This window comes from Luteimonas composti (genome assembly GCF_042678665.1).
Taxonomy (GTDB): Bacteria; Pseudomonadota; Gammaproteobacteria; order Xanthomonadales; family Xanthomonadaceae; genus Luteimonas; species Luteimonas composti.
Window position 1 is genome coordinate 452,252 of sequence record NZ_JBHTKU010000002.1, and the last position, 24,519, is coordinate 476,770.

The following is a 24,519-nucleotide window of genomic DNA, read 5'->3' on the forward strand; positions in this document are numbered from 1 at the left end:
CCCGTTCGCGGCTCAGGCCTGCTGGGTCGTGCGCCGCGCCAGCAGCTGCTGGCGGGCGCGCGCGAACTCGTTGGCGATCAGCGCCACCGCCACGGCTGGCCGCTCGAGCGAGCGTTCGCGCGCGGCCAGTTCGACGCGCTTGGCCGCGGCCGACAGCGACATCGCGCCGAGGTTGGCGGCCGACGACTTCAGCGAATGCGCGGCCTCGCGCAGGGCGTCGTAGTCCGGACCCGCGGCCGCGTGTTCCAGCGCCCTGACCAGGCGCGGCGTGTCGTCCAGGAACACATCGACCAGGCGCTCGACCTCGTCGCCGAGCATGGCCTGCAGGTCGTCGAGGATGCTCGGATCGAGCACCGGCGCCAGCGCCCGTGCCGGCTTCGGGGGGGCGGGCATCGCGGACTCGGCCGGCGCCGGAGCCGCCGCGGCGGCCGCCGGCTCGGGACGGGCAGGCGGCGGGGTGGCGACCGATGCAACTGCGGCGACCGGGTCGGCTGCCGCGACCGGTGCGGCGGATGCGGTTTCCGGCACGGGGGCGGCGGGCGGCGGCGGCTCCACCGGCGGCGCAGATGCGGGCGTTTGAATCGGAGTCGCGACCGGCCCGGACGCCTGCGCGGGTGCGTCTTCGGTCGGCAGCCCCAGCAGCTGGGCATCCAGGCTGGTCGCGACCGCCTCGGGCATCGCGTCGGGCTCGCCGATCCCGGCGAACTCCGCCGGCACCGCCACGTGTTCCGGATCCCACCAGCGATGCAGGCAGCGTTCGAGCTCGCTGCGCGTCACCGGCTTGGGCAGGTAGTCGTCCATGCCCGCGTCCAGGCACTTCTGGCGGTCGCCGGCCATCGCGTTCGCGGTCATGGCGATGATCGGCAGGCGGCGGCCGTCGCCGCTGGCTTCCTCGTTCTCGCGCCAGCGGCGGGTGGCGGTGTAGCCGTCCATCACCGGCATCTGGCAGTCCATCAGCACCACGTCGTAGCGCGAGGCCGACATGCGCAGCAGCGCGGCCTCGCCGTTGCTGGCGGTGTCGCAGGTGATGCCGAGCACGCCGAGCAGGCGCTGTCCGACCATCAGGTTGACCGGGTTGTCCTCGACCAGCAGGACCCGTGGCTTGCGCAGCGCCAGCCGGTCCGGATCGGGCTTCGCGGCGACGGGCGCCGGCGCGCTGTCCGGCGCTGCGGGCGCTTCGGCCGGGGCCGCGCTGTCGGACGGCGCCTCGAGCAGGGCCGAACGCAGGCTGGCGTCGGGCGCCTGGCGGCTGAGCAGGGTGGTGCTGCGCTGCAGTTCGTCGGGAATCGGATCGTCGCCGTACAGGCAGACCAGGCGCAGCTCGCCGTACACGCTCTGCCGGCCGAGGTTGCGATGCAGCGCCAGCGCGGTGTTGCGCATGCCCGCGAGGTCGGCCAGCACGATGGAGTAGGCCCAGGGCGGGCCCTGGTTGGCGGCGTTGCGCAACCGGTCCAGCGCTTCCTGCGTGGTTTCCACCGAAGTCACGCGCAGGCCCCAGTTGGGCAGCAGCATGCTCAGGCGCAGGCGCAGGCGCGGATCCCCGCTCAGCAGCAGCAACCGGCCTCCCTGCGGATTGGTCTCTTCGGCTTGCATGTCGCCCTGCACCTTGAGCAGCGGAATCTCGAACCAGAACGTCGCGCCGAGTCCCGGTTCGGACTCCACGCCGATGCGTCCTCCCATCAGGTCCACGATGCGCTTGGAAATCGCCAGGCCCAGTCCGGTGCCGCCGTACAGGCGCGTGGTCGAGGCGTCGGCCTGGCTGAAAGCCTGGAACAACCGGCCCTGCGCGGCCTGCGAGATGCCCACGCCGGTATCGCGGACCTCGAAGCGCAGCTGGTGCTGGCTCGGCGTCTCGCCCAGCCGGCGCAGCGTGAGCGTGACCGAACCGCGCTCGGTGAACTTGACCGCGTTGCTGACCAGGTTGCCCAGCACCTGGCGCAGCCGAACCGGGTCGCCGCGCACCGGCAGGCGCACGCCCGGCTCGATCTGCATGTGCATGCGCAGGCCCTTGCTCTGCGCCGGGCGCTCCATCAGCTGCAGCACGCCTTCGGCCACCTCGCGCAGGTTGAACGCGGTGGTCTCGAGTTCGAGCTTGTCGGCCTCGAGCTTGGAGTAGTCGAGGATGTCGTCGACGATGCGCAGCATCTGCTGCGAGGACAGGTAGGCGGTACGCACGAGTTCGGCGTGGTCGGCCGCCAGCCGCGCGTGCATCAGCAGGTCCAGCATCGGCACGATGCCGTTGAGCGGCGTGCGGATCTCGTGGCTCATCGTGGCCAGGAACTCGCCCTTGGCCATCACCGCCGATTCGGCCGCCTGCTTGGCCAGGCGCAGCTCCTGTTCCAGCTGCGCGTGGCGTTCGAGCTCGCGGTGCAGCTCGGCCAGCACCGCCTCGTCGCGCTGGGTGCGCTCGGCGGCCTCGCGCAGCTCGGCGTCGCGCGTGCGCAGGTTGTAGAACACCGCGATCGAGGCGAACACCGCCAGCAGCGCCAGCACCAGCGCGAATCCCTGCCACGGACCCTCCATGCCCAGCACGTGCAGGACCAGGCTCAGGGCCGCGCCGCCGGCGGCGCCGAGGGTGAACCAGCGCAGCATGGCGGTCGAAGGACGGGCGTTGCTGATCAGCGGCATCCCGGTCCCCCTACAGCACCGAGGTGTGGAAATCGAACTGCAGGTCGCCGGCCGGGCGCTGCACCAGGTTGCCCTGGATGAAGTCGACGCCGGTCATCCACAGCGTGGCCGCCGATTGCGCGTCCTCGACCTGCTGGCCGATCACCTGCAGGCCCATGCGATGGGCGTAATCGATGGCCGCGCGCATCTCGTCGCGCACCGCGGTGTCGTCGAGGTTGCGCGAGTAGCGCGAATCCAGGCGCACGTAGCCCAGCGGCAGCTGGCCGAGCAGGGCATTGGCCTCGGGACCGTGGCAGTACTGGCTCAGGCACAGCTGCACGCCGGCCGAGACCATCGCGCTGCAGAACTCCTGCAGCGACAGCGCATGCACCAGCGCATCCTCCTGGCGCACGTCGATCACCAGCGACGCGCCGTCCACGCCCGCGTCGGCCAGGGTTTGCAGCAGCCACTGCGCGTGGCCGTCGTGGGCCAGGGTGGACGGCGACTGGGTGACGAACAGGCGCAGCGCGCGCTGTTCCTCGCGCTGGCGGCGCAGCGCGCCGATCGCGATCTCGGCCATGCGCCGGTCCACCTGCAGGGTGGCGCCGATGCGGCTGGCCGCCTGCAGCACGCGACCGGCCGGATGCAGTTCGCCGCCGCCGCCGCGCAGGCGCAGCAGCACCTGGTATTGCGCCTCGTCGCCGCCGGCCACCGCCACGATCGGCTGGAACGCCGCCAGCAGGCTGCCCGAGGCGAGCGCGTCGCGCAGCGCCTGTTCGACCGCCGCCAGTTCGCGGTCCTGGGCCGAGACCGGTCGCGTCCAGGCCGCCACGCCATGCGGATGCGCGCGCGCCGCGCGCAGCGCCTCCTCGGCGGCGGACAGGGCCGCGCCCGCGTCCTCGAAGCCCTGCGACAGGTCGGCGTAGCCGACCACGGCGCGCAGCCGCAGGCGCTCGCCGCCGACCTGGAACGGGTGCTCGCCGAAGCCGTCGCGCAGTTGCCGCGCCAGCGGCGGCAGGGCCGCGCCGGAAACCCCGGTGGCGAAGACCAGGAACGTGTTGTCGTTCAGCCGCGAGGCGGCGTGGCCGTCGCAGATCGCGGCCAGGCGGCGCCCCGCTTCGGTCAGCAGTTCCTCCAGCGCCGCGTAGCCGAAGCGGTCGCGCAGGGCGGCGGTGCCGGCGATCTCCACGAACAGCGCCGCGCCCGACGTCGCCCCGGGGACGCTCGTGGTCAGCAGCTGCAGCATCTGCGGGCGGGTATGCAGGCCGGTCGCCGGATGGCGGGCGCCGCTGCCCGCCGCCTGCAGCATGCGCGCGCGCAGGATCCGGCTCTGCACCGCCGAGACCAGGTGGCGCGGGCGCACCGGCTTGCGCAGGAAATCGTCCGCGCCCACGTCCAGCACCTCGAAGCGGCGCTCGGGGTCCTCGTCGCCGGTGAGGAACACCACCGGCGTCATCGCGAAGTCGGGATGGCGGCGGATCAGCGTGGTCAGTTCCACGCCGTCGAGGCCGGGCATGTGCAGGTCCATCAGCACCAGGTCCGGGCGCAGCGACTGCATCGCGTCCATCACCTCGCTGGTGACGGCGACCACGCGCGCCTCCATGCCGGCGCCGTTGAGCACGCTCTCGGCGAACAGGGCCTGGCTGGGATCGTCCTCGACCACCAGCACGCGGTAGGCCGGCGCGACGTCGCGACCGGATACGGCCGGCGCCTGCGCCGGCGCGGGGGTCAGTTCGACTGCGGTGGCGGGCGCATCCACGCGCGGCAGTTCCGCCGGCGCGGCATCGGCGCACCAGCGGCGCCAGAACCCGGTCGGCGGAAACTCCGCGCGTTGGCGATTGTCGGCGTCAGACACCGCCGGAACCTTGCCGCAAAGCCTGCGCAGGGGCAACCGCGGACGCGCACGCAGCGCGCGCAGGCGCTGGCGGCGGCGTCGGCTTCGACGGGCGCGTCGGCGCGGCCACGTGGTCCATGCGGAAATCCCCCTGTTGCCGGCATTATCGCCACTGCCCGGCCCGGCGACTATCCCATGCGTTCCTGGCCTGCGCGTGCAGGCGCGGGCGACGGTTGCGCGGCCGATGCCCGAAGCGTGACCGTCGGCTCAGCCGGGCACCGGGCGCGGCGCGCGCCGGAACAGCCTGCGCCAGACCCACCACAGCAGCAGCGCCAGCCCGAGGCCGATCCCGACCACCACCGCCAGCACCAGCCACGGATAGGACCAGGCCAGCGCCAGCGCGCCGACCACCACCGCGTCCTCGGTCGCCGAAGCCGTCCAGTTGCTGACCGGCTCGGGCGAGGTGTTGAGCAGGGCGCGCGAGCCGGCCTTCACCGCATGGCTGGCGAGCGCGACGCCGGCGCCCGTGGCGAGCATGCCGGCGCCCAGCTCGCCATCGGACGAGAGCGTGGCCGCGGCCAGGAACGCGCCGGCGGGCACCCGAGCCAGGGTCTGCAGCAGGTCCCAAGCCGAATCGATGCCCGGGATCTTGTCGGCCAGGAATTCGGCCAGCGCCAGCGCGCCGGAGACCCCCAGCACCCAGGGCGAGGTGGTGGCTTCCAGGGCGGGCGGCAGGTCGAGCCAGCCCAGCGCGCCGGCCACGCCGACCCCGAACACGGTGAGGTAGGCGCGGATGCCGGCCAGCCAGGCCAGCAGGACGCCGACGGCGAACAGGTGGGCCTCGGTCATGGCGGACTCCTCGCGACAAAGCCGGCGAGCGGCTGAACGGCGCCGCGCGCCGTGGCGCCCGGCCGGCCGAGTATAGGGCGGCGCGCCTTGACGCAGCGGCGGCGGCGCCGATATACCGGACCCGATGAGCGGAATCCCTTCCAGCCCGGGCGAGGGCACGCCAGCGCCCGCGGTGGTGCCGGCGCACGTCCGCGGCGCTTCCTACGCGCTGCTGGGCGTGTTCGTGGCGGCGCTGGCGTTCGGACTGTGGGGCGTCTGGCAGGTGGTGATCGGCCCGGCGCCGGGCACGCCGGCCGACCAGGCCCAGGTCGAGGCGCTGGAGCAGCAGGTGACCACGCTGAGCCGCTCCGACCAGATCAGCCGCGAGGCCAACCGCGACCTGCAGGCCACCTTGGCCGAGCGCGACGAGGAGATCGCGGCGCTGCGCGCGGACGTGGCCTTCTACGAGCGCTTTGTCGGCTCGACCGCGCAGCGACGCGGGCTGACCGTGCACGAACTGGCGCTGACCCCGCGCGGTGGCCAGGCCTGGCACTACACCGCCACCCTGACCCAGAACCTCAACCGCGGCGCGGTCAGCAGCGGCCGGCTCAGCCTGTCGGTCGAGGGCACCCGCGACGGCCGCCTGGAGACGCTGCCCTGGGCGGCGCTGCGCCAGGATCCCGATGCCACCGGCGTCGAGTACTCGTTCAAGTACTTCCAGCAGGTGGAGGGCGAGATCGTGCTGCCGCCGGGCTTCGTGCCGCTGCGCATCCGCGCACGGCTGGCGCCTTCCTCGGGCGCGGCGGTCGAACAGACCCTGCCCTGGGACGAGGTGGCGCGCCCCGCAGCCGGCTGAACGCTGCATCCGCGCCACGCGCTTGAAGTCGACCCTCCCGCGCCCCATCCTGACCGGATGGAACAGGCCGCCCCCGACTACCTCTCGCTGCAACGCCCGCTCGATTTCACCCCGGCCGCGGCCGGCAAGGTGCGCGAGCTGATCGCCGAGGAGGGCAATCCGGCGCTCAAGCTGCGCGTCTACATCCAGGGCGGCGGCTGCTCGGGCTTCCAGTATGGCTTCGAGTTCGACGAGCAGCAGGCCGAGGACGACCTGGCGATCACCACCGAGGGCGTGACCCTGGTGGTTGATCCGTTGAGCCTGCAGTACCTGATGGGCGCTTCGGTGGACTACACCGAGAGCCTGCACGGCGCGCAGTTCACGATCCGCAATCCGAACGCCAAGTCGACCTGCGGCTGCGGGTCCTCGTTCACCGTCTGAACATGGACGCCGGCGCGTCGCCGTTCGCCTTCATCGACGGCGGCCTGGACCGCGCCGAACACCTGCGAAACGCGCCCGACCGGCGGGCCGCGCTGTGGCCCGCGGCGCGGCTGCTGCTGCTCGACGGCGAAGGCCGCGCGCTGGGCGACGCCGAGCGCGGGCCGCTGCCGCTGCACGGCGCGCAGCGGCCGGACCTGCGCGGCGACGCGGTGCTGCTGGGCCTGCGCGAGGGCCAGGCCTGGTTCGCGGCGGTCGACGACCGCGACGGACCGCGCGTGGACCTGCGCACCGCGGCGGCGGCCTGGCCGGCGATGGAGGCCACCGCGTTCGCCCAAGCGCGCGCGGTGCTGCACTGGCGCGCGCGCCACCGCTACTGCGGCGCCTGCGGCGGCGCGCTGCGCTACGGGCGCGCGGGTTGGCTGGGGCACTGCGACGGCTGCGGCCTGGAGCACTACCCGCGCACCGATCCTGCAGTGATCGTGGCGGTGAGCGACGGCGCGCGCCTGTTGCTGGGGCGCCAGGCCGGCTGGCCGCCGCGTCGCTATTCCACGCTGGCCGGCTTCGTCGAACCGGGCGAGACGCTCGAGCAGACCGTGGCGCGCGAGGTGTTCGAGGAATCGGCGGTACGGGTGCGCAGCTGCCGCTACCTGGGCTGCCAGCCATGGCCGTTCCCGTCGTCGCTGATGCTCGGCTTCCGCGCCGAGGCCGAACCCGACGAGCCGGTCCCCGCGGACGACGAACTCGAGGACGCGCGCTGGTTCACCCGCGAGGAGGTCGGCGCCGCGCTGCGCGGCGAGACCCGCGAGTCCGGCCTGCTGCTGTCGCCGCGCCTGTCGATCTCGCGCTGGCTGGTCGAGGACTGGTATGCGCGGCAGGGCCGGGCGCTTCCCACCGGCTGAGCCCCTGCGGCCGGCCGCCCCGCCGCGCGGACGGCCTCTCGACACATGGCTCGCCGCCGGTCGCGGCGGCACCTAGAATCGGCCCATGTTCGCCACCCTGCTCGCGGTCGTCGTTGCGCTGGCGCTGGGCCATCTCGTGCACGACGGCGCGGGGTCGCTGCGTGGACAGGCCTGGTTCGGGCGCTGGCTGCAATGGCTCGACCGCCGCTTCGGCGATTCCGCCCTGTGGCGCGGGGCCGCCGGGGTCGCGATCGCGCTGCTGCCGCCGCTGCTCGCGATCGGCGCGCTGCAGCTGCTGCTGGACGGACATTGGCTGGGCCTGCCCTCGCTGCTGCTGGGCATCGCCGTGCTGTTCGTCGCCTGGGGGCCGCGCAACCTCGACCACGACGTCGAGGCGGTGCTGGACGCGACCAGCGGCGACGAGCGCCACGCCGCCGCCGCTTGGCTGTGGCCGCCGCTGCAGCGCGGACAGGTGCGGCTGGATGCGCCGGCCCTCGTGGGCGCGGTGTTCGCTTGCGCGCTGCGGCGCTGGTTCGCGGTGCTGCTCTGGTTCCTGCTGCTGGGGCCGTTCGGCGCGCTGGGCTACCGCCTGCTGGCGATCCTGGCCGAGGGCGAGTTCGCCGCCAGCCTGCCGCCGCGCCTGGTAGCGGGAGCGCAGGCGCTGCTGCGCGTGGTCGACTGGCCGGTCGCGCAGCTGATGACGCTGTCGCTGGCCCTGGTCGGCAACTTCGAGGACGTCGCCTACGCATGGAAGGAGGCGGGCGGCGCTTCGCTGCGCGCCGATGCCGGTTTCCTCGCCGCCGCGGGCCGCGCCAGCGTGCGCGGCGGCGTCGCCGACGAGGCCGAGGATTTCGCCGGCGCCGGCGTGGCCAGTGGCAGCGCCCTGGTGCGCGAGCTGGGTCCGATGCCCGAGCTGCGCGAGGCCATGGGCCTGGTGTGGCGCGCGCTCGCGCTGTGGCTGGCCCTGCTGGCGCTGTTCGTCGTGGCCGGCTGGGTCAGCTAGCCGCAGTCGACCCCGTCGCTTCAGGCCGCATCGCCGCGCAGCGCCCGCACCTTCGCCTCCAGTGTGCCGGCCGTTACCGCGGGATCGAGGACCGGTGCCTCGGCCGCCACCGCGATCCGCGCGCGGAACCGGCGCGGCACGCGCATCCGCCCCAGCCGCGAATCGCGCCGGCTCCACATGCTGTCCCACATGCCGCGCAGCGCCATCGGCACCACCGGCACCACCTGGCCGCGCGCTGCGGCGCGGGCGAGGATCTTCTCCACGCCCGACTTGAAGGCCGCGATCTCGCCGTCGCTCGTCAGCGCGCCTTCCGGGAAGATGCCGACCAGTTCGCCCTCGGCCAGCGCCGCGTCGATCGCGTCGAAGGCGCGCTGCATCAGCTCGGGGTTCTCGCGCGCGCCGGCGATCGGGATCGCGCGCGCGTTGCGGAAGATCCAGCGCATCACCGGGATGTCGAAGATCTTCCAGTACATGACGAAGCGCACCGGCCGCGGGATGGTCGCCGACAGGATCAGTGCGTCCATGTAACTGACGTGGTTGCACACGATCAGCCCGGCGCCTTCGTCGGGCACGTGCTGCTCGATACCGTGCAGCTCGAGCCGGTACAGGGCGCGCACCATCAGCCAGCTGACGAAGCGCATGAAGAACTCGGGCACGATGCTGAAGATCCAGATCGCCACCAGCGCGTTGGCGATCGCCAGCGCGAGGAACAGCTGCGGGCCGCTCCATCCGAGCCAGCCCTGCAGCACCAGGCCGGCCACGGCGGCCAGCACGATGAAGCCCGAATTCTGGATGTTGAGCGCGGCGAACACGCGCGCCATCTGCGATGACGGCGTGCGGCTCTGGATCAGCGCGAACAGCGGCACCACGAAGATGCCGGTCGACAACCCGATGCCGAGCAGGTCGATCACGATGCGCACGCTGCCGTCCTGGCGCAGGAATTCCGCGACGGTCAGTCCGCCTGCCGGCGCCAGGCCCGGGCGCGCGAAATACAGGTCCAGCAGGAACGCGCTCATGCCCAGTGCGCCCATCGGCACCAGGCCGATCTCCACCGTGCGTGCGGACAGCTTCTCGCACAGCAGCGAGCCTGCCCCGGTGCCGATCGAGAACAGCGCCAGCACGAACACGTACAGCGTGGCCGATTCGGCCGCGCCGCCGAGGTGCCGTTCGGCATAGGTGGGCAGCTGCGAGGTCAGCAGCGTGCCGAAGAACCAGAACCAAGACACGCCGAGGATGGCGTTGCGCACCGCCAGCTGCTGCTTGGCCATGCGCAGCACCGCGATCGATTCGGGGATCGGGTTCCAGCGGATCCTCAGCTCCGGCGCGCCCGCGTCCATGCGCGGGATCATGCGCGCCAGCACGTTGCCCAGGATGGCGAGCAGCACGATGGCGATCGCCGCCGCCTGCGGTCCGTACGTCCCGGCCAACTGGAAGATCAGGCCGCCCGCGATCATGCCGCACAGGATCGAGATCGAGGTGCCCATCTCGACCAGGCCATTGCCGCCGGTGAGCTCCTCCGGCTTCAGGATCGAGGGCAGCACCGAATACTTCACCGGCCCGAACAGGGTGGACTGCACGCCGGTGCAGAACAGCGCCACCAGCAGCAGCGGCATCGCCTGCAGCAGGAAGCCCACCGCGGCCAGCGACATGATCGCGATCTCCATCGCGGTGGTGATCACGATCAGGCGCTGCTTTTCCAGCTTCTCCGCGATCTGGCCGGCGATGGCCGAGAACAGGAAGTAGGGCAGGATGAAGATCGCCGGCGCGACGATGGCATACAGCCCGCGCTGCTCGGTGCTGGCGCCGAGGAAGATCAGCAACCCGATGATCGCTTGCCGGTAGACGTTGTCGTTGAACGCGCCCAGCGCCTGTACCGAGAAGTAGGGCAGGAAGCGGCGCTGGCGCAGCAGGGCGAACTGGCTGTGGCGGTCGCGGGTCTGAGGTTCGGAGTCTGGCGCCATGCGGCCTCCCGGGGCTGGCGGCGAGTGTAGCCGCCAGGCCATGCCGGCGGATGCCGGTGCCGTGATGCGAGGGAATGTGCCGGAGCGGACGCTCCGTTTCGCAATGCACCACGCCGCGTGAACGCGCCGTTGCTAGAGTGCGGCAAGTCCCGAGCGCTGGAGCCGCCATGTCGCCGCCGCTGATGCCCGCCGCCTTCCTCGGCCACGGCTCGCCAATGAACGCGCTCGAGCGCAACCGCTATACCGAGGCCTGGCGCGCGTTCGGTGCGGGCGTGCCGCGGCCGCGGGCGATCCTGGCGGTGTCGGCGCACTGGTACGTGCCGATGCTGGCGGTCACGGCGATGCCGCGTCCGCGCACCATCCACGACTTCTTCGGTTTCCCGCAGGCGCTGTTCGACGTGCAGTACCCGGCGCCGGGGCTGCCGGAGCTGGTGGAGGAAGTGGCCGATCTGGCCAGGCCGGACCGGGTCGGCGCCGATGTCGACAGCTGGGGCCTGGACCACGGCACCTGGTCGGTGCTGGTGCATGCGTTCCCCGATGCCGACATCCCGGTGGTGCAGCTGTCGCTGGATACGCGCAAGCCGCTGGACTGGCATCTCGAGCTGGGCGCGAGGCTGGTCGGGCTGCGCGAGCGCGGCATCCTGGTGGTGGCCAGCGGCAACGTGGTGCACAACCTGCGCGCGATCGACTGGACGCAGGACGACGCCGGTTTCGACTGGGCGCATCGCTTCGACGAGCGCGCACGGCAGCTGATGAGCGAGGCGCCGCACGAGATCCCGTCGCTGGCCGCGCATCCGGACTACCGCATGGCGGTGCCGATCACCGACCATTTCCTGCCCCTGCTGTATGTGGCCGGGCTCGCCGCGGCGGCGCAGCGGCCCACGGTCACCCTGGTCGAGGGCTATGCCTACGGCTCGCTGTCGATGACCGCCTACTCGCTGGATGCGCAGTGCCCGCCCGCCTCGGCGAACGGCGAGGGCGCCGCCCCGATCGCCACCGAGTTGCCGCCCGAGGACGCCAACGTCTGAGCCCGAGTCGCTGGTCCGCCGTCCCGGCGGCTGCGGACCGGTCTTGCGCGCCGGAGGCGTGGGTTCCCGCTTGCGCGGCACGACGCCGTCAAGCCAGTTCCCATATCGAGCCTTTCCTGGAGCAACCCGCTGCAATGAGCCTGCTGTTCTCGCCGATCGACCTCGGCCCGCTGCACCTGCCCAACCGGATCGTGGTCGCACCGATGTGCCAGTACTCGGCCGACGAGGGCCGCGCCAGCGACTGGCACGTCCAGCACTGGGCGAACCTGGCGCTGTCGGGCGCAGGCCTGGTGATGGTGGAGGCGACCGCGGTGGAGCCACGCGGGCGCATCAGCTGGGCCGACCTCGGCCTCTGGGACGATGCCACCGAGCAGGCCTTTGCCGCTGCGCTGGCGACCGTGCGACGCTGGTCGCCGGCGCGCATCGGCGTGCAGCTGGCCCACGCGGGGCGCAAGGCCTCGACCCATCGGCCCTGGGAACACGGCGGTGCCGCGATCGCGCCAGCGCAGCCGCGCGGCTGGCAGACGCTGGCGCCCTCGGCGCTCCCTTATGCCGACGGCGATCCGCAGCCCGAAGCCCTGGATGCGGCCGGCATCGACGCCATCGTGCAGCGCTTCGTCGACAGCGCCCGGCGTGCCGCGCGCCTGGGCCTGGACCTGGTGGAGATCCATGCCGCGCACGGCTATCTGCTGCACCAGTTCCTGTCGCCGCTGTCCAACCGGCGCAGCGACGACTACGGCGGCAGCCTCGAGAACCGCATGCGGCTGGTGCTGCGCGTGTTCGACGCGGTCGCGGCCGAGCTGCCGCCGTCGATCGCGCTGGGGATCCGCATCTCGGCCACCGACTGGGTCGAGGGCGGCTGGGATCTGGAGCAGAGCATTGCCCTGGCGCGCGCGCTGGATGCGCGCGGCTGCCATTTCATGGATGTGTCCAGCGGCGGGCTGCATCCGGCGCAGAAGATCGCGCTGGCGCCGGGCTACCAGGTGCCGTTCGCGGAGGCGATCCGGCGCGAGGTGGAGATGCCGGTGATCGCCGTCGGGCTGATCACGCAGCCGCAGCAGGCCGAGGCGATCCTGGCCGAAGGCAAGGCCGATGCGGTGGCGCTGGCGCGCGGCATGCTCTACGACCCGCGCTGGCCGTGGCACGCGGCGGCGGCGCTGGGCGCGCAGGCCGTCGCGCCGCCGCAGTATCTGCGCAGCGCGCCGCACGGGTTGGGTCGGACGCTGGTGATGGGCGAGGGGACTGCGGGGTAGGCACGCCGGAGTACTTGCGGCTGGCGGCGCGTCCTTCTTCAATCCAGCAAGTCCGTCATTCCCGCGAAGGCGGCGATCCAGTGTGCCGGGCGCGCGCTCCCATCGCGCCCGGCCGGTCAGCTCCGCGCATGCGGGCATCCGGGGAAACGAGTCCGCGGCCACGCGCGCAGATCGAGTCATCCCGGCGGATACGGAGATCCAGGACGGTTGCGGAGGCCGTCATCCCGCCTTCGCGGGGATGACGATGGTTCTGCCGTGCCGACACCGATGCTGGCGCTTGTGCAGTGGAGCACGCGCGGCAACGCGTTGAATCCGGTCAACGCGGTCGCGTATAAGCGCGATCGCGGTCAGGCGTGGCGCGGGGAGGCGCAGCCGGACCCGGCCAGCCGCTCAGCCTTCGCCGCGCTCGCGCGCGATCGCGCGCCAGCCGATGTCGCTGCGGTGGAACTCGTTCGCCCAGGAGATCGCGGCCACGCCTGCGTAGGCATGGCGCTGGGCCTCGGCCACGGTGTCGCCCAGGGCGGTGACGCAGAGCACGCGGCCGCCGGCGGTGACCACGCGGCCCTCGGCATCCAGGGTAGTGCCGGCGTGGAAGACCTTCGCGACCGGGCCATCGTCCGCGCCCTCGCCTTCCTCCAGTCCGGCGATCGCATCGCCGGTGACCGGCGCGTCCGGATAGGGCCTGGCCGCCATCACCACGCCCAGCGAGGGACGCGGATCCCAGACCACCTCGGCCTCGTCCAGCCGTCCGTCCAGCGCCGCCTCGACCAGGTCGAGCAGGTCCGACTGCAGGCGCAGCATCACCGGCTGCGTTTCCGGATCGCCGAAGCGCACGTTGAACTCGATCACCTTTGGCGCGCCGCTGGCGTCGATCATCAGTCCGGCATACAGAAAGCCGGTGAACGGCGTGCCGTCCGCGGCCATGCCTGCGACCGTCGGCTCGACGATCTCGCGCATCACCCGCGCGTGCACCTCGGGCGTGACCACCGGCGCCGGCGAATACGCGCCCATGCCGCCGGTGTTGGGGCCGGTATCGCCATCGCCCACGCGCTTGTGGTCCTGGCTCGTGGCCATCGGCAGCGCGCTGCGGCCATCGACCATGGAGATGAAGCTGGCTTCCTCGCCGTCGAGGAATTCCTCGATCACCACGCGCGCGCCGGCATCGCCGAACGCGTTGCCCGCGAGCATGTCGCGCACCGCGGCCTCGGCCTCGTCCAGCGTCATCGCCACGATCACGCCCTTGCCCGCGGCCAGGCCGTCGGCCTTGACGACGATCGGTGCGCCCTTCTCGCGCAGGTAGGCGAGCGCCGGCTCCACCTCGGTATGCACCGCGTAGAAGGCGGTGGGAATGCCGTGGCGGGCGAGGAAATCCTTGGCGAAGGCCTTGCTGCCTTCGAGCTGCGCGGCGGCGGCGCTGGGGCCGAAGATGCGCAGGCCCGCGGCGCGGAAACGGTCGACCACGCCGGCCACCAGCGGCACCTCCGGGCCGACCACGGTCAGCGCCACGTCCTCGTCCTGCGCCAGCTGCAGCAGGCCGTCGACGTCGGCCACCTTGACCGCGGCATTGCGACAGCGCGGCTCGCGCGCGGTACCGGCATTGCCCGGGGCGACGATCACTTCCGACACCCGCGGCGACTGCGCCAGCTTCCACGCCAGCGCATGCTCGCGACCGCCGGAACCGATGACGAGGACCTTCATGCTGCACTCCTGTACGGGCGCGGCGTCGCCGCGCATTGTTCTGGACGGCCGCGAGGCCGGATCAGCCGGCGGATGCGTCCGCGCAGTCGCCGGCGGGCATCTCGACTTCGAAGAACACGCCGCCCTCGCGATCGACGAAGCGGCGGACCAGGCGCGCATCCGTGGCCACCAGCGGTGCGATGGCCGGCACCGCGCACAGGTCGACCAGCGCCTCCTGCTCGGCCTCGCGCAGCTCCTGGAAGCGCGGATGCTGGCGGGTCGCCTCGGCCCTGCCCTCGGGGCTGCGCACCAGCTGCACCAGGGCGTCGCCCTCCACCAGCACCGCCTCGATGACAAGATCTTCGAAGTAGGGCTCGGGCAGGCCGGTGGCCAGCGCGTCGCGCGCCTGGCGCAGGGCGGCGCCGTCCTGGCCGCAGGCGGCCACGGCCAGCGGCAGGCAGCAGGCGATCAGGCGCAGCGCTCGCATCGCGGCGGTCTCCGGATCAGTGGCGGAAGTGGCGCACGCCGGTGAACACCATGGCGATGCCGTGCTCGTCGGCCGCGGCGATTACCTCGCTGTCGCGCATCGAACCGCCGGGCTGGATCACCGCCTGGATGCCCGCTTCGGCGGCGGCGTCGATGCCGTCGCGGAACGGGAAGAAGGCGTCGGACGCCATCACCGATCCGGGCACGACCAGGCCGGCGTCCACCGCCTTGATCCCGGCGATGCGCGCCGAGTACACGCGGCTCATCTGCCCGGCGCCCACGCCAATCGTGCGGTTGTCCTTCGCATAGACGATCGCGTTCGATTTCACGAACTTGGCCACCTTCCAGGCGAACAGCAGGTCGGCGAACTGCGCCTCGGTCGGCGCCAGCTTCGTCACCACCTTCAGTTCGTTGCGCGCGACCACGCGGTCGTCGGCGGTCTGCATCAGCAGGCCCGAGCCCACGCGCTTGGTGTCGATGAAGCCCGGGGACACCGGCGCCATCGGGATGCGCAGCACGCGCACGTTGGCCTTCTTCTTCGCGTATTCGAGCGCGCCGTCGTCGTAGTCCGGCGCCAGCAGCACCTCGACGAACTGGCGGTCGAGGATCACCTTCGCGGTGTCCGCGTCGAGCCTGCGGTTGAAGGCGATGATGCCGCCGAAGGCGCTGGTGGGGTCGGTGGCGTAGGCCAGCTCGTACGCCTCGCCCGGGCCGGCGCCCACGGCCACGCCGCAGGGATTGGCGTGCTTGACGATCACGCAGGCCGGCGCGTCGAACTGGCGCACGCATTCCCAGGCCGCGTCGGAGTCGGCGATGTTGTTGTAGCTCAGCTCCTTGCCCTGCAGCTGGGTAAAGGTGGCGAGCGAGCCGGGCGCCGGGGACAGGTCGCGATAGAAGGCGGCCTGCTGGTGCGGGTTCTCGCCGTAGCGCAGGTCCATCACCTTGACGAAGCTGCCGTTGGCCTGGCCCGCGAACGGCGCGCGCTGCGGCACCTCGCCGGACGCGTCGGTGATGGCGGACAGGTAGTTGCTGATCGCGGCGTCGTACTGGGCGACCCGGTTGAAGGCGGCGACCGAGAGCGCGAAGCGCGTCGCGGCCGACAGCTTGCCGTCGTTGGCCTCGAGTTCGGCCACGAGGCCCGCGTACTGGTCGGGCGAGGTCGCGACCGCGACGCGGGCGAAGTTCTTCGCCGCCGAGCGCAGCATCGCCGGGCCGCCGATGTCGATGTTCTCCACCGCGTCGGCGAGCGTGCAGTCGGCCTTCGCCGTCACCTGCTCGAACGGATACAGGTTGAGCACCAGCAGGTCGATCGGGGCGATGCCGTGCCCGGCCATCACCGCGTCGTCGGTGCCGGCGCGGCCCAGCAGGCCGCCGTGCACCACCGGATGCAGGGTCTTGACCCGGCCGTCCATCATTTCCGGGAAGCCGGTGGCCTCGCTCACGTCCTTGACCGGCAGGCCGGCCTCGCGGATCGCCTTCGCGGTGCCGCCGGTGGACAGCAGCTCCACCCCGCGGCTGGACAGGGCGGTGGCGAGGTCGATCAGCCCGGTCTTGTCGGACACGGACAGCAGTGCCCGGCGCACGGGCAGGAGGTCGTGGGTCATGGCGGGGGGTGGCGCGGAAAGAGGCGGAATTATAGCCGCCGCCCGCGCTGCGGCGGCTCAGCCGATGCCGTACTCGCGCAGTTTCTTGCGCAACGTTGCGCGGTGGATGCCGAGCATGGTCGCCGCGCGGCTCTGGTTGCCGTCGCAGTGCTCGAGCACTTCCAGGAACAACGGGATCTCAAGTTCGCGCAGTGCGATCTGGTAGAGGTTGTCGGCGTCGCTGCCGTTGAGGTCGCCCAGGTAACGCCGCACCGAATTGGCGACGTGTTCGCGCAGCGGCGCGCGCGGCGCACTGCGGATGGAGGGGTCGATGTGCTCTGCGGTATTCAATGCTGCGCTCGGTGCCGGGCGGCGCGGCGCGGTGCCGGCGCTGTCGCGGGGCGACCGAGTCTAGCGCCTCGCGGTCGCAGCCGACAATGCGAACGCATGCGCCGATGGTCTAACGCAGGTCCCAGGCATAGGACACGGTCCCGGACGACGGCTCCTGGATGTCCAGCGCGATGTCCACCGACTGTCCTGCGCCAAGCAGCGGCGATGCGGGTGCGGCGCCCAGGTATTCGTCCGGAGTGAACACGCGCGCGGCGACCGCGCGGCCGTCGAGGTCGGACAGGGTGAGCGCCAGCTCCGGCCAGGGCTGTGGCCAGCGCGCGTCGTTGCGGAACGACGCGCTCGCGCGCAGGACGCCGGCGCGCTGCGGATGCGGCCGCACTTCGCGTGCGAGCAGGACGAAGGCCTGCGGTTCGCGCCATGGCGGCACGCTGCAGCCCAGCACGCCGCACAGGCCGCTGACCAGCGGTCGCCACTGCGCATCCGCGGCCAGGCGCTCGCGATCGGCCAGCACGATCTGCACGCCGAGCAGGACGAGCAGGCCGGCCAGCGCCGCCGGTTGCCGCCAGGCGCGGAGGTTGCGGGCGGCCCGCGTGCCGCGGCGACCGCCGAACGCCGGCGCCGGCGTGACTGCGGCAGCGTCTGCGGGCGCCTCACTGGTGTCCGGCGACGGCGAGGTCGTCGCGACCGCGGTGGCGTCGCCCGCAGACGGAGATTCCGGCGCGGGAGTGGGAGCGGGTGCACGCGGTACGGGATCCGCAGCCGTCCCGGGCGCGGCGGAGGCGTAGAGCGAGGCCGGCGTCCCCGGACGCTCCAGCTTGGCCTGCGACGCCGCAGGGACGACGGTGTCCGGTTCGGCGGACGATTCGGCGGTCGCCGTGTCCCCACCCGCGCCTGCGGGGGCGGCAGGTCCTGCTATGCCGCCCGCGGGGGGCACGGGGGCATCGGCCACGACCGACGCTGTTGCAATGGAAACGGACGCAGGTCGGGCGACTTCTGCCTCGGCTGTGCGTGGGCGCGCCATGTCCGCGGCGGGTACGTGGTCGTGCACGACCAGGCGGGCGGCGAGCGGAACCTCGCCGGACCTGTCCTGTCCTGCAGCAGGCGCTGCCGCGGCCGGCGGTTCGCCACGTGCCGGAGCCGCCTGCGCGACCACGGGACGCGTCGCCTTCGCCGCCGCGCCGTTCGCCGCCGCGGGCAGGAGCAGCACGCCCGCGCAGCGCGGGCAGCGCTCCGGCGGCAGGTCGGTGGCCGGATCGGTGGCGACCAGGGCGTTGCAGTGCCGGCAGTTGATGAACATGGCGCTATTCAAGCATGCAGGCAAAGGCCGCGGTGCGGGTCAGCGGCGCACGCCGTCGATGCGGATCCAGTCGCCTTCCTGCGCCACCGTCAGCGCATCGAACCACTCCCCGAACCGCGCCAGCAGGTCGTGCTGCTGGCCGTCGAGGATGCCCGACAGGGCGATGCGTCCGCCGGGCGCGGTGCGCGCGGCCAGTTCCGGCGCCAGCGCATCGAGCGCCGAGGCCAGGATGTTGGCGACCACCACCGGGCAGGTCTCGCGTGGGGCCTCGCCGGGCTCGAACACCGCCAGCGCCTCGCCCACCCCGTTGCGCTCCGCATTGTCGCGGGTGGCGATGAGCGCCTGCGGATCGTTGTCGATGCCGACCGCGCGGGCGGCGCCAAGCTTGAGCGCGGCCAGGGCGAGGATGCCGCTGCCGCAGCCGAAATCGAGCACGGTCGCGCCCGCCAGCGCGCCCTCGCCGGCCAGCGCATCGAGCCACTGCAGGCACAGCGAGGTGGTCGGATGGGTGCCCGAGCCGAAGGCCAGGCCCGGGTCCAGGCGCACGACGGCGGCGTCGCCGGCGCGGGCCTCGTCCGGCAGGTCCTGGTTCCAGGGCACGATGAAGGTGCGCGCGCCGAAGCGCAGCGGCACGTACTGGTCCATCCAGGCGCGCTCCCAGTCCTCGTCCTCGACCCGGCGGAAGCCCGCGCCGCTCCAGTCCAGCGCCGGATCGAAGGCCTCCAGCGCGGCGAGCAGCAGCAGGGCGTCGGCATCGTGCGGGAACAGCGCGCTCAGCGAGAGTTCGTCCCACAGCGGCGTTTCGCCCACGCCGGGTTCCAGGATCGCGCGCTCGTCGGGCGTCTCGGCATCGGCGTCGAGCATGGTCACGGCGAGCGCGCCGACATCCTCCAGCGCGTGTTCGTAGCGCGGCTGCTCGGAGCGGCGGCAGCGCAGGCTGAGTTCGAGAAAGGGCATGGCCACAGTGTAGCCGGGCGTCGCCGGGCCGGCCGCGGCATGGCGTCCACGGAAAGCAGCATCGCGCCCCGGTGATCGAGTTTTGACCCCCGGCGCGGCACAATGACCGGTCCCCGACCCGAATGGAGATCGCCGTGGCCTTCACCCTGCCCAAGCTGCCCTACGCCTACGACGCGCTCGAACCGCACATCGACGCGCAGACGATGGAAATCCATCACACCAAGCACCACCAGACCTACATCAACAACGCCAATGCGGCGCTGGAAGGCACCGAGTGGGCGGACAAGTCGGCCGAGGAGATCATCGCCAACCTCGACGCGCTGCCCGAGGACAAGCGCGGCCCGCTGCGCAACAACGCCGGCGGCCACGCCAACCACTCGCTGTTCTGGACGGTCATGTCGCCCAACGGCGGCGGCAACCCGGTCGGGGAAGTGGCCAAGCGCATCGACGGCGACCTCGGCGGCTTCGACGCCTTCAAGGACGCCTTCACCAAGGCCGCGCTGACCCGCTTCGGCTCCGGCTGGGCGTGGCTGAGCGTGGACAAGGCCGGCAAGCTCGCGGTCGAGAGCAGCGCCAACCAGGACAACCCGCTCATGAAGGGCATCGGCTCGGGCAACACCCCGATCCTCGGCCTGGACGTGTGGGAGCACGCCTACTACCTGAAGTACCAGAACCGTCGCCCGGACTACATCGGCGCGTTCTACAACGTGATCGACTGGAACGAGGTCGAGCGCCGCTACCAAGAAGCCGTGAAGGGCTGATCCTCCGCCTTCGTTGCGATACCGCCCGGGCCGCGCAAGCGGCCCGGTGCGTTTTTGGGGTGTCCGCTTGGCTGCGCGCCGCGGGAACCCTTGCGCTATCGCTTGCCGCGATTCGCGGCGCCAGACCTGCCTCGGGCCGGAACGACTGCCTGCGCGCGGGCGATCTTCGCCATCACCGGGCAGTCGGCGCGGTGCGCGCCGGGCAGGTAGCCCAGGCTCATCAGGAACTCGCCGGTGATCTCGCCGCCGGTGAAGCGGAACGTGCGCTTGAACAGCTTCACCCAGCCCGCCTTGTCGCGCGGCCGGCCGTCGTCGTCGCGGACATGCGCGTCGAGCCACGCGGCGAACCCGCCGTGGGAGGCGCGCATGCCGCGCACCACCCCGGCGTTGTGGATCGCGGCGGCCACCTTGAGGCGGTTGCGGATGATGCCCGCGTCCGACAGCAGGCGCGCCACGTCGGCCTCGCCGTAGGCCGCCACGGTATCGACGTCGAAGCCGTGATAGGCGCGACGGAAGCCCTCCCGCTTGCGCAGGATCGTCTCCCAGCTCAGCCCGGCCTGGTTGATTTCCAGCACCAGGCGTTCGAACAGCGCCGCCTCGTCGCGCTGCGGGAAGCCGTACTCGCTGTCGTGGTAGGGCCCGTGGACGGGGTGGCCGGGAGCCACGTCGCAGTAGCTGGACATGGCCGCAGCATAGCCGGTACGGGCGGGCGGAGGCCGCCACGGGGTTGCCCGTCCACTCGGCATCGCGCCAACATGGGGCCATTCCCCCAGGAAGGGCGCCATGGACATCGCCGACCGCCGCATCGCCACCGTCCACTTCAGCCTGCACGACGAGCACGGCCAGCCGATCACCAGCACGCGCGACCACGAGCCACTGGTCTACATGCACGGCACCGGGAGCATCATGCCGGGGCTGGAGCAGGCGCTGGCCGGCCGTTCGCCCGGCGACAGCTTCAGCGTGACCATTCCCCCCGAAGCCGGGTTCGGGCCGCGCCACGAGGCGCTGGTGCAGACCCTGCCGCGCGGGCATCTGCAGGCCCGCGGCGAAGTCGGCGTCGGCAGCAAACTCTCGGCGCAGACGGCGAAGGGGCCGCTGGAGGTGGTGGTGGTCGCGATCGACGGCGACAGCGTCACGGTCGACGGCAACCATCCCCTGGCCGGTCGCACGGTGGAGGCGCGGGTCGAGGTGCTCGACGTGCGCCTGGCGACCCCGCACGAGCAGCAGTTCGGACTGGGCTGACCGCCGCGAGCCGGAGGAGGGACCGGCCGCGGGGCGAAGGCCATCCTCACCCCGATCGGCCTAGAATGCGGCATGCCCGCCGCCCCCGCCTTCTTCGCCAACCAGCTGCTGGTCGCCCTGCCGACGCTGGCCGACCCGCACTTCGCGCGCAGCGTCACGCTGATCTGCCAGCACGACGCGGACGGCGCGATGGGCGTGGTGGTCAACCGCAGCTCGGACTACACGCTTGGGGAGATCCTGCGGCAGATGGAGATCGAGGCCGCGGACCCGGCGCTGCTGGAGCAGCGCGTGCTGGCCGGCGGCCCGGTGCATCCCGAGCGCGGCTTCGTGCTCCACGACGGTGGCCGCGGCTGGGATTCGACCCTGGTGGTCGCCGACGGCCTGTCGGTGACCACCTCGCGCGACATCCTGGAGGCCATCGCGCGCGGCGAGGGGCCCGAACACACCCTGGTGGCACTGGGCTGCGCCGGGTGGGGAGCAGGCCAGCTCGAGCAGGAGCTGGCCGAGAACAGCTGGCTGACCGCGCCGGCGCAGCCCGGGATCCTGTTCGACCTGCCGCTGGACCAGCGCTGGCAGGCCGCCGCCGGCCAGATCGGCGTGGACCTGATGCGCATGGCGGGGCACGTGGGTCACGCATGAGCGGGCCGATCCGTACCGACGGCACGGTGCTGGGCTTCGACGTGGGCGCCCGCCGCATCGGCGTGGCCATCGGCAGCGCCTTCGGCCACGGTGCCCGCGCGCTGGCGGTGATCGACGTGCACGGCGGCCAGGTGGACTGGGCCGCGGTCGACCGGATCCACAAGGAGTGGCGTCCCGACGGCCTGGTGGTCGGCGATCCCATGACCCTGGACGGCGGCGACCAGCCGATCCGCGAGCGCGCGCGCGCCTTCGCCGTCGAGATCAAGGCGCGCTATGGCCTGCCGGTGGTGATGGTGGACGAGCGCGCCAGCTCGATCGAGGCCGCGCAGCGCTTCGCCCTCGACCGCGCCGAGGGCCGCCGCCGCCGGCGCGATGCCGTGGCGCTCGACGCCGTGGCTGCGGCGGTCATCGTCGAGCGCTGGTTCGCCGCGCCCGGGGATGCGACCGAGGTGTAGCCGCGCCGACTGCCGGCGTGGACGGTCTGCCATCTCGTCCCGTGCCGGCGCTTGCGTGACAATAGCGGCATGACCGCACAGACCGATGCCGCAGGCCGCCTCGTCCACCTCCTCACGCTCGATGGCCTGCCGCGACCGGCGCTGGAGGCGCTGCTCGACCGCGCGCAGGCCTTCGCCGACGGCGCCGACGCGCGCGGCGCGCTGGCCGGTGTCGCGGTCTGCACACTGTTCTTCGAGCCGTCCACCCGCACCCGCCTGAGCTTCCAGCGCGCGGCGCAGCGCCTGGGCGCGGACGTGCTCGGCTTCGACGCCGCCACCTCGTCCACCACCAAGGGCGAGACCGCGCGCGACACCCTGCAGAACATCGAGGCGATGGGCGTGCGCGGCTTCATCGTGCGCCACTCCGGCGACGGCGCGGTGGCCGACCTGGCGATGGCGGCGGGCCCCGGCACGGCCCTGGTCAACGCCGGCGACGGACGCAGCGCCCATCCCACCCAGGGCCTGCTGGACATGCTGACCCTGCGCCAGGCGCTCGGCGCGGATTTCGGCGCGCGCCGCTTCCTGATCGTGGGCGACGTCAAGCATTCGCGCGTGGCGCGCTCGGACCTGCACGCGCTGCGCACCCTGGGTGCCCGCGCGATCCGGGTCTGCGGGCCGGCCACGCTGCTGCCCGACGACGGCACCCTTGCCGGCTGCGAAGTGGTCCACGACTTCGACGCGGCGCTGGAGGGCGTGGACGCGGTGATGATGCTGCGCCTGCAGCGCGAGCGCATGGAGGAGGGCCTGGTGGGTTCGCTGGAGGATTACCACCGCGACTACGGCCTGACCCCGGAGCGGCTGGCGCGTGCGGCCGCCGGTGCGGTCGTACTGCATCCGGGGCCGATCAACCGCGGCGTGGAGATCACCGACGCGGTGGCCGACGGTCCGCAATCGCTGATCCTGCGCCAGGTCGCCAACGGCGTGGCGGTGCGGGCTGCCGTGCTGGAGACCCTGCTCGGGCCGCGCTGAGGCCTAGCGTCCCGCGAAGTGGCGGCGCACGAAGTCCGCCGCGTCCGGCTCGTCCACGCACGCGCCGCAGGCAGTGCCGCGGCCCGCGACCGGGCCCTCGTACTTCCATTCGAAGCGTTTGTCGTAGCCGCCGCTGCGGTCGCGCACGCGCAACGCGTCGTCCTGCACGGTCACGTCCAGCACGAGGCCATTGGGGAAGCGCAGCGCGAAATCGCCGTCGCCGGCATCCGTGACCGCCAGCGGGATCTCGCGCGGCCGCGCGCCCCAGGCGTAGCGCACGCGCGTGGCGCCGGCCGCGTCTGCCCAGAAGCCGAGCGCCTCGTGGCCGGGCCCGGGGGCCTGCGCGCCCTGGACGGCGTACTGGGCGACGCGCGCGCGCTGGAAGAAAGCCGCGTCGGCATCGCCGGCCTGTCCGGCGGGCGTCGCGGACGCCAGCGCCAGCACGGCCGCGGCATGGACGAGGAGGGGAGGGATGCGCATCGGACGGCCTCCATGGCGGAAGGGGGAGATCCTCGCCGCTGCTGCGTGAACCGGCGGTCCAGCCTCGCGCTACTGCTGGCGGAACGCGTTCGCCTGGCGCTGCGCGAACAGCCAGTCCCACAGTTCGGGAACCGCATAGGCCGGATCCCAGCTGTTGTGGTCGGCCTCGGGGAACTCGGTGTAGCGCGCATCGCGCGCGCCGGCGGCCTGCAGCGCCGCATGCAGGCGGCGCGAATAGTCGACCGGCACCGAGGCATCGCGCGCGCCGTGGAAGATCCACACCGGCGTGCCGCGCAGGCGCTGCGCCGCCGCAGTGTAGGGATCCGCTTCGCCGGCCACAGCGGCGACTGCCATCGACGGGCGCCGCGGATGTACCAGGCCGCCGCAGACCGGCACCAGCGCGGCGAAGCGGTACCCCTGCTGCAGGGCCAGTTCCCACACGCCATAGCCGCCCATCGACAGGCCGGTGAGGTAGGTGCGGTCGGGATCGCCGCCGAACTCGCGCGTGGCCGCGTCGAGCTGGGCCAGGGTCACGTCGACCAGCTGGTTCCACTCGCTGTCGGCCGGCGCCTGCGGGAACACCACGATGGCCGGGAAGTCGGCGGCATGCGCGCGCACGTGCGGGCCCAGGCCGACGGCGAGCTGACTGCGGTTGTCGTCGCCGCGCTCGCCCGAGCCGTGCAGGAACAGGATCACGGGGCGCTTGCCGTCTTCGGAGCCGGCCGGCACGAACACCTGGTAACGGTGCGTGCGCCCGTCCAGCTGCAGTTCTCGCTCGACGAATTCGCCCTGCGCGGCGCGCCGTGGCGAGGACGCGCAGGCGGCCAGCACGATCGTCACCAGCAGTACCGCTCCCAGGCTGCGCAGGCGCATGGCCGTCCTCCCGTCATCGCG

Annotated in this window: 24 protein-coding genes; 11 read left to right on the plus strand and 13 right to left on the minus strand. The window is 72.6% G+C overall.

What is annotated here, in order from left to right; all coding sequences use genetic code 11:
• Positions 1-12: 12 nt before the first annotated feature.
• The 3 genes from ACFQ2D_RS06605 to ACFQ2D_RS06615 all read right to left on the minus strand — a co-directional run bounded on the left by ACFQ2D_RS06605 (position 13) and on the right by ACFQ2D_RS06615 (position 5,290).
• Positions 13-2,628 carry a hybrid sensor histidine kinase/response regulator gene (locus ACFQ2D_RS06605; protein ID WP_280943042.1) on the minus strand — a complete coding sequence of 872 codons (2,616 nt, stop codon included), beginning with the start codon at positions 2,626-2,628 and terminating at the stop codon, positions 13-15.
• A gap of 10 nt (positions 2,629-2,638) precedes the next feature.
• Entirely contained in the window at positions 2,639-4,462 is a 1,824-nt protein-coding gene (locus tag ACFQ2D_RS06610) for an EAL domain-containing protein (protein WP_280943043.1), read from the minus strand.
• 246 nt (positions 4,463-4,708) lie between these two features.
• A complete protein-coding gene (locus ACFQ2D_RS06615) occupies positions 4,709-5,290 on the minus strand; it encodes a DUF4126 domain-containing protein (RefSeq protein WP_280943044.1) in 582 nt (193 codons plus the stop codon).
• A 124-nt stretch (positions 5,291-5,414) separates the two neighbouring features.
• Here ACFQ2D_RS06615 and ACFQ2D_RS06620 point away from each other — a divergent pair, with 124 nt between their 5' ends.
• From ACFQ2D_RS06620 to ACFQ2D_RS06635, 4 genes are all read left to right on the plus strand, one after another.
• Positions 5,415-6,125 (plus strand): DUF6776 family protein, encoded by a 711-nt coding sequence (locus ACFQ2D_RS06620; protein ID WP_280943045.1) that lies wholly within the window; start codon positions 5,415-5,417, stop codon positions 6,123-6,125.
• A 57-nt stretch (positions 6,126-6,182) separates the two neighbouring features.
• Positions 6,183-6,545 carry an iron-sulfur cluster insertion protein ErpA gene (gene erpA, locus ACFQ2D_RS06625; RefSeq protein WP_280943046.1) on the plus strand — a complete coding sequence of 121 codons (363 nt, stop codon included), beginning with the start codon at positions 6,183-6,185 and terminating at the stop codon, positions 6,543-6,545.
• Between the two features lie 2 nt (positions 6,546-6,547).
• Positions 6,548-7,444 carry an NAD(+) diphosphatase gene (gene nudC / locus ACFQ2D_RS06630; RefSeq protein ID WP_280943047.1) on the plus strand — a complete coding sequence of 299 codons (897 nt, stop codon included), beginning with the start codon at positions 6,548-6,550 and terminating at the stop codon, positions 7,442-7,444.
• Between the two features lie 85 nt (positions 7,445-7,529).
• Entirely contained in the window at positions 7,530-8,447 is a 918-nt protein-coding gene (locus ACFQ2D_RS06635) for a cobalamin biosynthesis protein (protein ID WP_280943048.1), read from the plus strand.
• Positions 8,448-8,467: 20 nt separating this feature from the next.
• On the opposite strand, the gene ACFQ2D_RS06640 is transcribed toward ACFQ2D_RS06635, so the two are convergent.
• The gene (locus tag ACFQ2D_RS06640; RefSeq protein WP_280943049.1) at positions 8,468-10,408 is read right to left on the minus strand and encodes an MFS transporter; all 1,941 of its coding nucleotides are present in this window, start codon (positions 10,406-10,408) and stop codon (positions 8,468-8,470) included.
• A gap of 167 nt (positions 10,409-10,575) precedes the next feature.
• Here ACFQ2D_RS06640 and ygiD point away from each other — a divergent pair, with 167 nt between their 5' ends.
• Both ygiD and ACFQ2D_RS06650 read left to right on the plus strand, forming a co-directional pair.
• Positions 10,576-11,436: a 4,5-DOPA-extradiol-dioxygenase gene (ygiD, locus tag ACFQ2D_RS06645; protein ID WP_280943050.1), complete on the plus strand. Its 861-nt coding sequence runs from the start codon at positions 10,576-10,578 to the stop codon at positions 11,434-11,436.
• 134 nt (positions 11,437-11,570) lie between these two features.
• Positions 11,571-12,689 (plus strand): NADH:flavin oxidoreductase/NADH oxidase, encoded by a 1,119-nt coding sequence (locus ACFQ2D_RS06650; protein ID WP_280943051.1) that lies wholly within the window; start codon positions 11,571-11,573, stop codon positions 12,687-12,689.
• 390 nt (positions 12,690-13,079) lie between these two features.
• Here ACFQ2D_RS06650 and purD read toward each other — a convergent pair whose 3' ends face one another.
• The 6 genes from purD to prmA all read right to left on the minus strand — a co-directional run bounded on the left by purD (position 13,080) and on the right by prmA (position 19,040).
• Positions 13,080-14,387 carry a phosphoribosylamine--glycine ligase gene (purD, locus tag ACFQ2D_RS06655; RefSeq protein WP_280943052.1) on the minus strand — a complete coding sequence of 436 codons (1,308 nt, stop codon included), beginning with the start codon at positions 14,385-14,387 and terminating at the stop codon, positions 13,080-13,082.
• Positions 14,388-14,448: 61 nt separating this feature from the next.
• Positions 14,449-14,853: a hypothetical protein gene (locus tag ACFQ2D_RS06660; protein ID WP_280943053.1), complete on the minus strand. Its 405-nt coding sequence runs from the start codon at positions 14,851-14,853 to the stop codon at positions 14,449-14,451.
• Positions 14,854-14,869: 16 nt separating this feature from the next.
• On the minus strand, positions 14,870-16,456 hold the full coding sequence (gene purH / locus ACFQ2D_RS06665) for a bifunctional phosphoribosylaminoimidazolecarboxamide formyltransferase/IMP cyclohydrolase (RefSeq protein ID WP_280943054.1): 1,587 nt from the start codon (positions 16,454-16,456) through the stop codon (positions 14,870-14,872).
• Positions 16,457-16,513: 57 nt separating this feature from the next.
• Positions 16,514-16,786: a DNA-binding transcriptional regulator Fis gene (gene fis / locus ACFQ2D_RS06670; protein ID WP_280943055.1), complete on the minus strand. Its 273-nt coding sequence runs from the start codon at positions 16,784-16,786 to the stop codon at positions 16,514-16,516.
• A gap of 109 nt (positions 16,787-16,895) precedes the next feature.
• Positions 16,896-18,083, minus strand: coding sequence for a DUF3426 domain-containing protein (locus tag ACFQ2D_RS06675; protein WP_280943056.1), 1,188 nt, complete (start codon positions 18,081-18,083; stop codon positions 16,896-16,898).
• Between the two features lie 39 nt (positions 18,084-18,122).
• Entirely contained in the window at positions 18,123-19,040 is a 918-nt protein-coding gene (prmA, locus tag ACFQ2D_RS06680) for a 50S ribosomal protein L11 methyltransferase (protein ID WP_280943057.1), read from the minus strand.
• 134 nt (positions 19,041-19,174) lie between these two features.
• On the opposite strand from prmA, the gene ACFQ2D_RS06685 reads away from it, so the two are divergent.
• Positions 19,175-19,801: a superoxide dismutase gene (locus ACFQ2D_RS06685; protein WP_280943058.1), complete on the plus strand. Its 627-nt coding sequence runs from the start codon at positions 19,175-19,177 to the stop codon at positions 19,799-19,801.
• Between the two features lie 95 nt (positions 19,802-19,896).
• Here ACFQ2D_RS06685 and ACFQ2D_RS06690 read toward each other — a convergent pair whose 3' ends face one another.
• Positions 19,897-20,484: a DNA-3-methyladenine glycosylase I gene (locus tag ACFQ2D_RS06690; protein ID WP_280943059.1), complete on the minus strand. Its 588-nt coding sequence runs from the start codon at positions 20,482-20,484 to the stop codon at positions 19,897-19,899.
• 100 nt (positions 20,485-20,584) lie between these two features.
• Here ACFQ2D_RS06690 and ACFQ2D_RS06695 point away from each other — a divergent pair, with 100 nt between their 5' ends.
• From ACFQ2D_RS06695 to ACFQ2D_RS06710, 4 genes are all read left to right on the plus strand, one after another.
• Complete coding sequence (locus ACFQ2D_RS06695) at positions 20,585-21,043, plus strand: FKBP-type peptidyl-prolyl cis-trans isomerase (protein ID WP_280943060.1); 459 nt, start codon at positions 20,585-20,587, stop codon at positions 21,041-21,043.
• Between the two features lie 72 nt (positions 21,044-21,115).
• Positions 21,116-21,682 (plus strand): YqgE/AlgH family protein, encoded by a 567-nt coding sequence (locus tag ACFQ2D_RS06700; RefSeq protein WP_280943061.1) that lies wholly within the window; start codon positions 21,116-21,118, stop codon positions 21,680-21,682.
• Entirely contained in the window at positions 21,679-22,137 is a 459-nt protein-coding gene (ruvX, locus tag ACFQ2D_RS06705) for a Holliday junction resolvase RuvX (RefSeq protein WP_280943062.1), read from the plus strand. The genes ACFQ2D_RS06700 and ruvX overlap by 4 nt, the downstream gene beginning before the upstream one ends.
• A 69-nt stretch (positions 22,138-22,206) precedes the next feature.
• Positions 22,207-23,145: an aspartate carbamoyltransferase catalytic subunit gene (locus ACFQ2D_RS06710; protein WP_280943063.1), complete on the plus strand. Its 939-nt coding sequence runs from the start codon at positions 22,207-22,209 to the stop codon at positions 23,143-23,145.
• A gap of 3 nt (positions 23,146-23,148) precedes the next feature.
• Here the strand turns inward: ACFQ2D_RS06710 and ACFQ2D_RS06715 are convergent, their stop codons facing one another.
• Together ACFQ2D_RS06715 and ACFQ2D_RS06720 are read right to left on the minus strand one after the other, a co-directional pair.
• Positions 23,149-23,625: a hypothetical protein gene (locus ACFQ2D_RS06715; protein ID WP_280943064.1), complete on the minus strand. Its 477-nt coding sequence runs from the start codon at positions 23,623-23,625 to the stop codon at positions 23,149-23,151.
• A 69-nt stretch (positions 23,626-23,694) separates the two neighbouring features.
• A complete protein-coding gene (locus ACFQ2D_RS06720) occupies positions 23,695-24,498 on the minus strand; it encodes a carboxylesterase family protein (RefSeq protein WP_280943065.1) in 804 nt (267 codons plus the stop codon).
• Between the last annotated feature and the right edge of the window lie 21 nt (positions 24,499-24,519).

Bases quoted from the DNA above. Each gene is read 5' to 3' on its own strand.
- ACFQ2D_RS06640 (WP_280943049.1), bottom strand. From the start codon at position 10,408: ATGGCGCCAGACTCCGAACCTCAGACCCGCGACCGCCACAGCCAGTTC.
- ACFQ2D_RS06605 (WP_280943042.1), bottom strand. From the start codon at position 2,628: ATGCCGCTGATCAGCAACGCCCGTCCTTCGACCGCCATGCTGCGCTGG.
- ygiD (WP_280943050.1), top strand. From the start codon at position 10,576: ATGTCGCCGCCGCTGATGCCCGCCGCCTTCCTCGGCCACGGCTCGCCA.
- ACFQ2D_RS06615 (WP_280943044.1), bottom strand. From the start codon at position 5,290: ATGACCGAGGCCCACCTGTTCGCCGTCGGCGTCCTGCTGGCCTGGCTG.
- purH (WP_280943054.1), bottom strand. From the start codon at position 16,456: ATGACCCACGACCTCCTGCCCGTGCGCCGGGCACTGCTGTCCGTGTCC.
- prmA (WP_280943057.1), bottom strand. From the start codon at position 19,040: ATGCCCTTTCTCGAACTCAGCCTGCGCTGCCGCCGCTCCGAGCAGCCG.
- erpA (WP_280943046.1), top strand. From the start codon at position 6,183: ATGGAACAGGCCGCCCCCGACTACCTCTCGCTGCAACGCCCGCTCGAT.
- ACFQ2D_RS06715 (WP_280943064.1), bottom strand. From the start codon at position 23,625: ATGCGCATCCCTCCCCTCCTCGTCCATGCCGCGGCCGTGCTGGCGCTG.
- ruvX (WP_280943062.1), top strand. From the start codon at position 21,679: ATGAGCGGGCCGATCCGTACCGACGGCACGGTGCTGGGCTTCGACGTG.
- ACFQ2D_RS06650 (WP_280943051.1), top strand. From the start codon at position 11,571: ATGAGCCTGCTGTTCTCGCCGATCGACCTCGGCCCGCTGCACCTGCCC.
- ACFQ2D_RS06700 (WP_280943061.1), top strand. From the start codon at position 21,116: ATGCCCGCCGCCCCCGCCTTCTTCGCCAACCAGCTGCTGGTCGCCCTG.
- nudC (WP_280943047.1), top strand. From the start codon at position 6,548: ATGGACGCCGGCGCGTCGCCGTTCGCCTTCATCGACGGCGGCCTGGAC.
- ACFQ2D_RS06695 (WP_280943060.1), top strand. From the start codon at position 20,585: ATGGACATCGCCGACCGCCGCATCGCCACCGTCCACTTCAGCCTGCAC.
- purD (WP_280943052.1), bottom strand. From the start codon at position 14,387: ATGAAGGTCCTCGTCATCGGTTCCGGCGGTCGCGAGCATGCGCTGGCG.
- ACFQ2D_RS06720 (WP_280943065.1), bottom strand. From the start codon at position 24,498: ATGCGCCTGCGCAGCCTGGGAGCGGTACTGCTGGTGACGATCGTGCTG.
- ACFQ2D_RS06635 (WP_280943048.1), top strand. From the start codon at position 7,530: ATGTTCGCCACCCTGCTCGCGGTCGTCGTTGCGCTGGCGCTGGGCCAT.
- ACFQ2D_RS06675 (WP_280943056.1), bottom strand. From the start codon at position 18,083: ATGTTCATCAACTGCCGGCACTGCAACGCCCTGGTCGCCACCGATCCG.
- ACFQ2D_RS06660 (WP_280943053.1), bottom strand. From the start codon at position 14,853: ATGCGAGCGCTGCGCCTGATCGCCTGCTGCCTGCCGCTGGCCGTGGCC.
- ACFQ2D_RS06710 (WP_280943063.1), top strand. From the start codon at position 22,207: ATGACCGCACAGACCGATGCCGCAGGCCGCCTCGTCCACCTCCTCACG.
- ACFQ2D_RS06690 (WP_280943059.1), bottom strand. From the start codon at position 20,484: ATGTCCAGCTACTGCGACGTGGCTCCCGGCCACCCCGTCCACGGGCCC.
- ACFQ2D_RS06620 (WP_280943045.1), top strand. From the start codon at position 5,415: ATGAGCGGAATCCCTTCCAGCCCGGGCGAGGGCACGCCAGCGCCCGCG.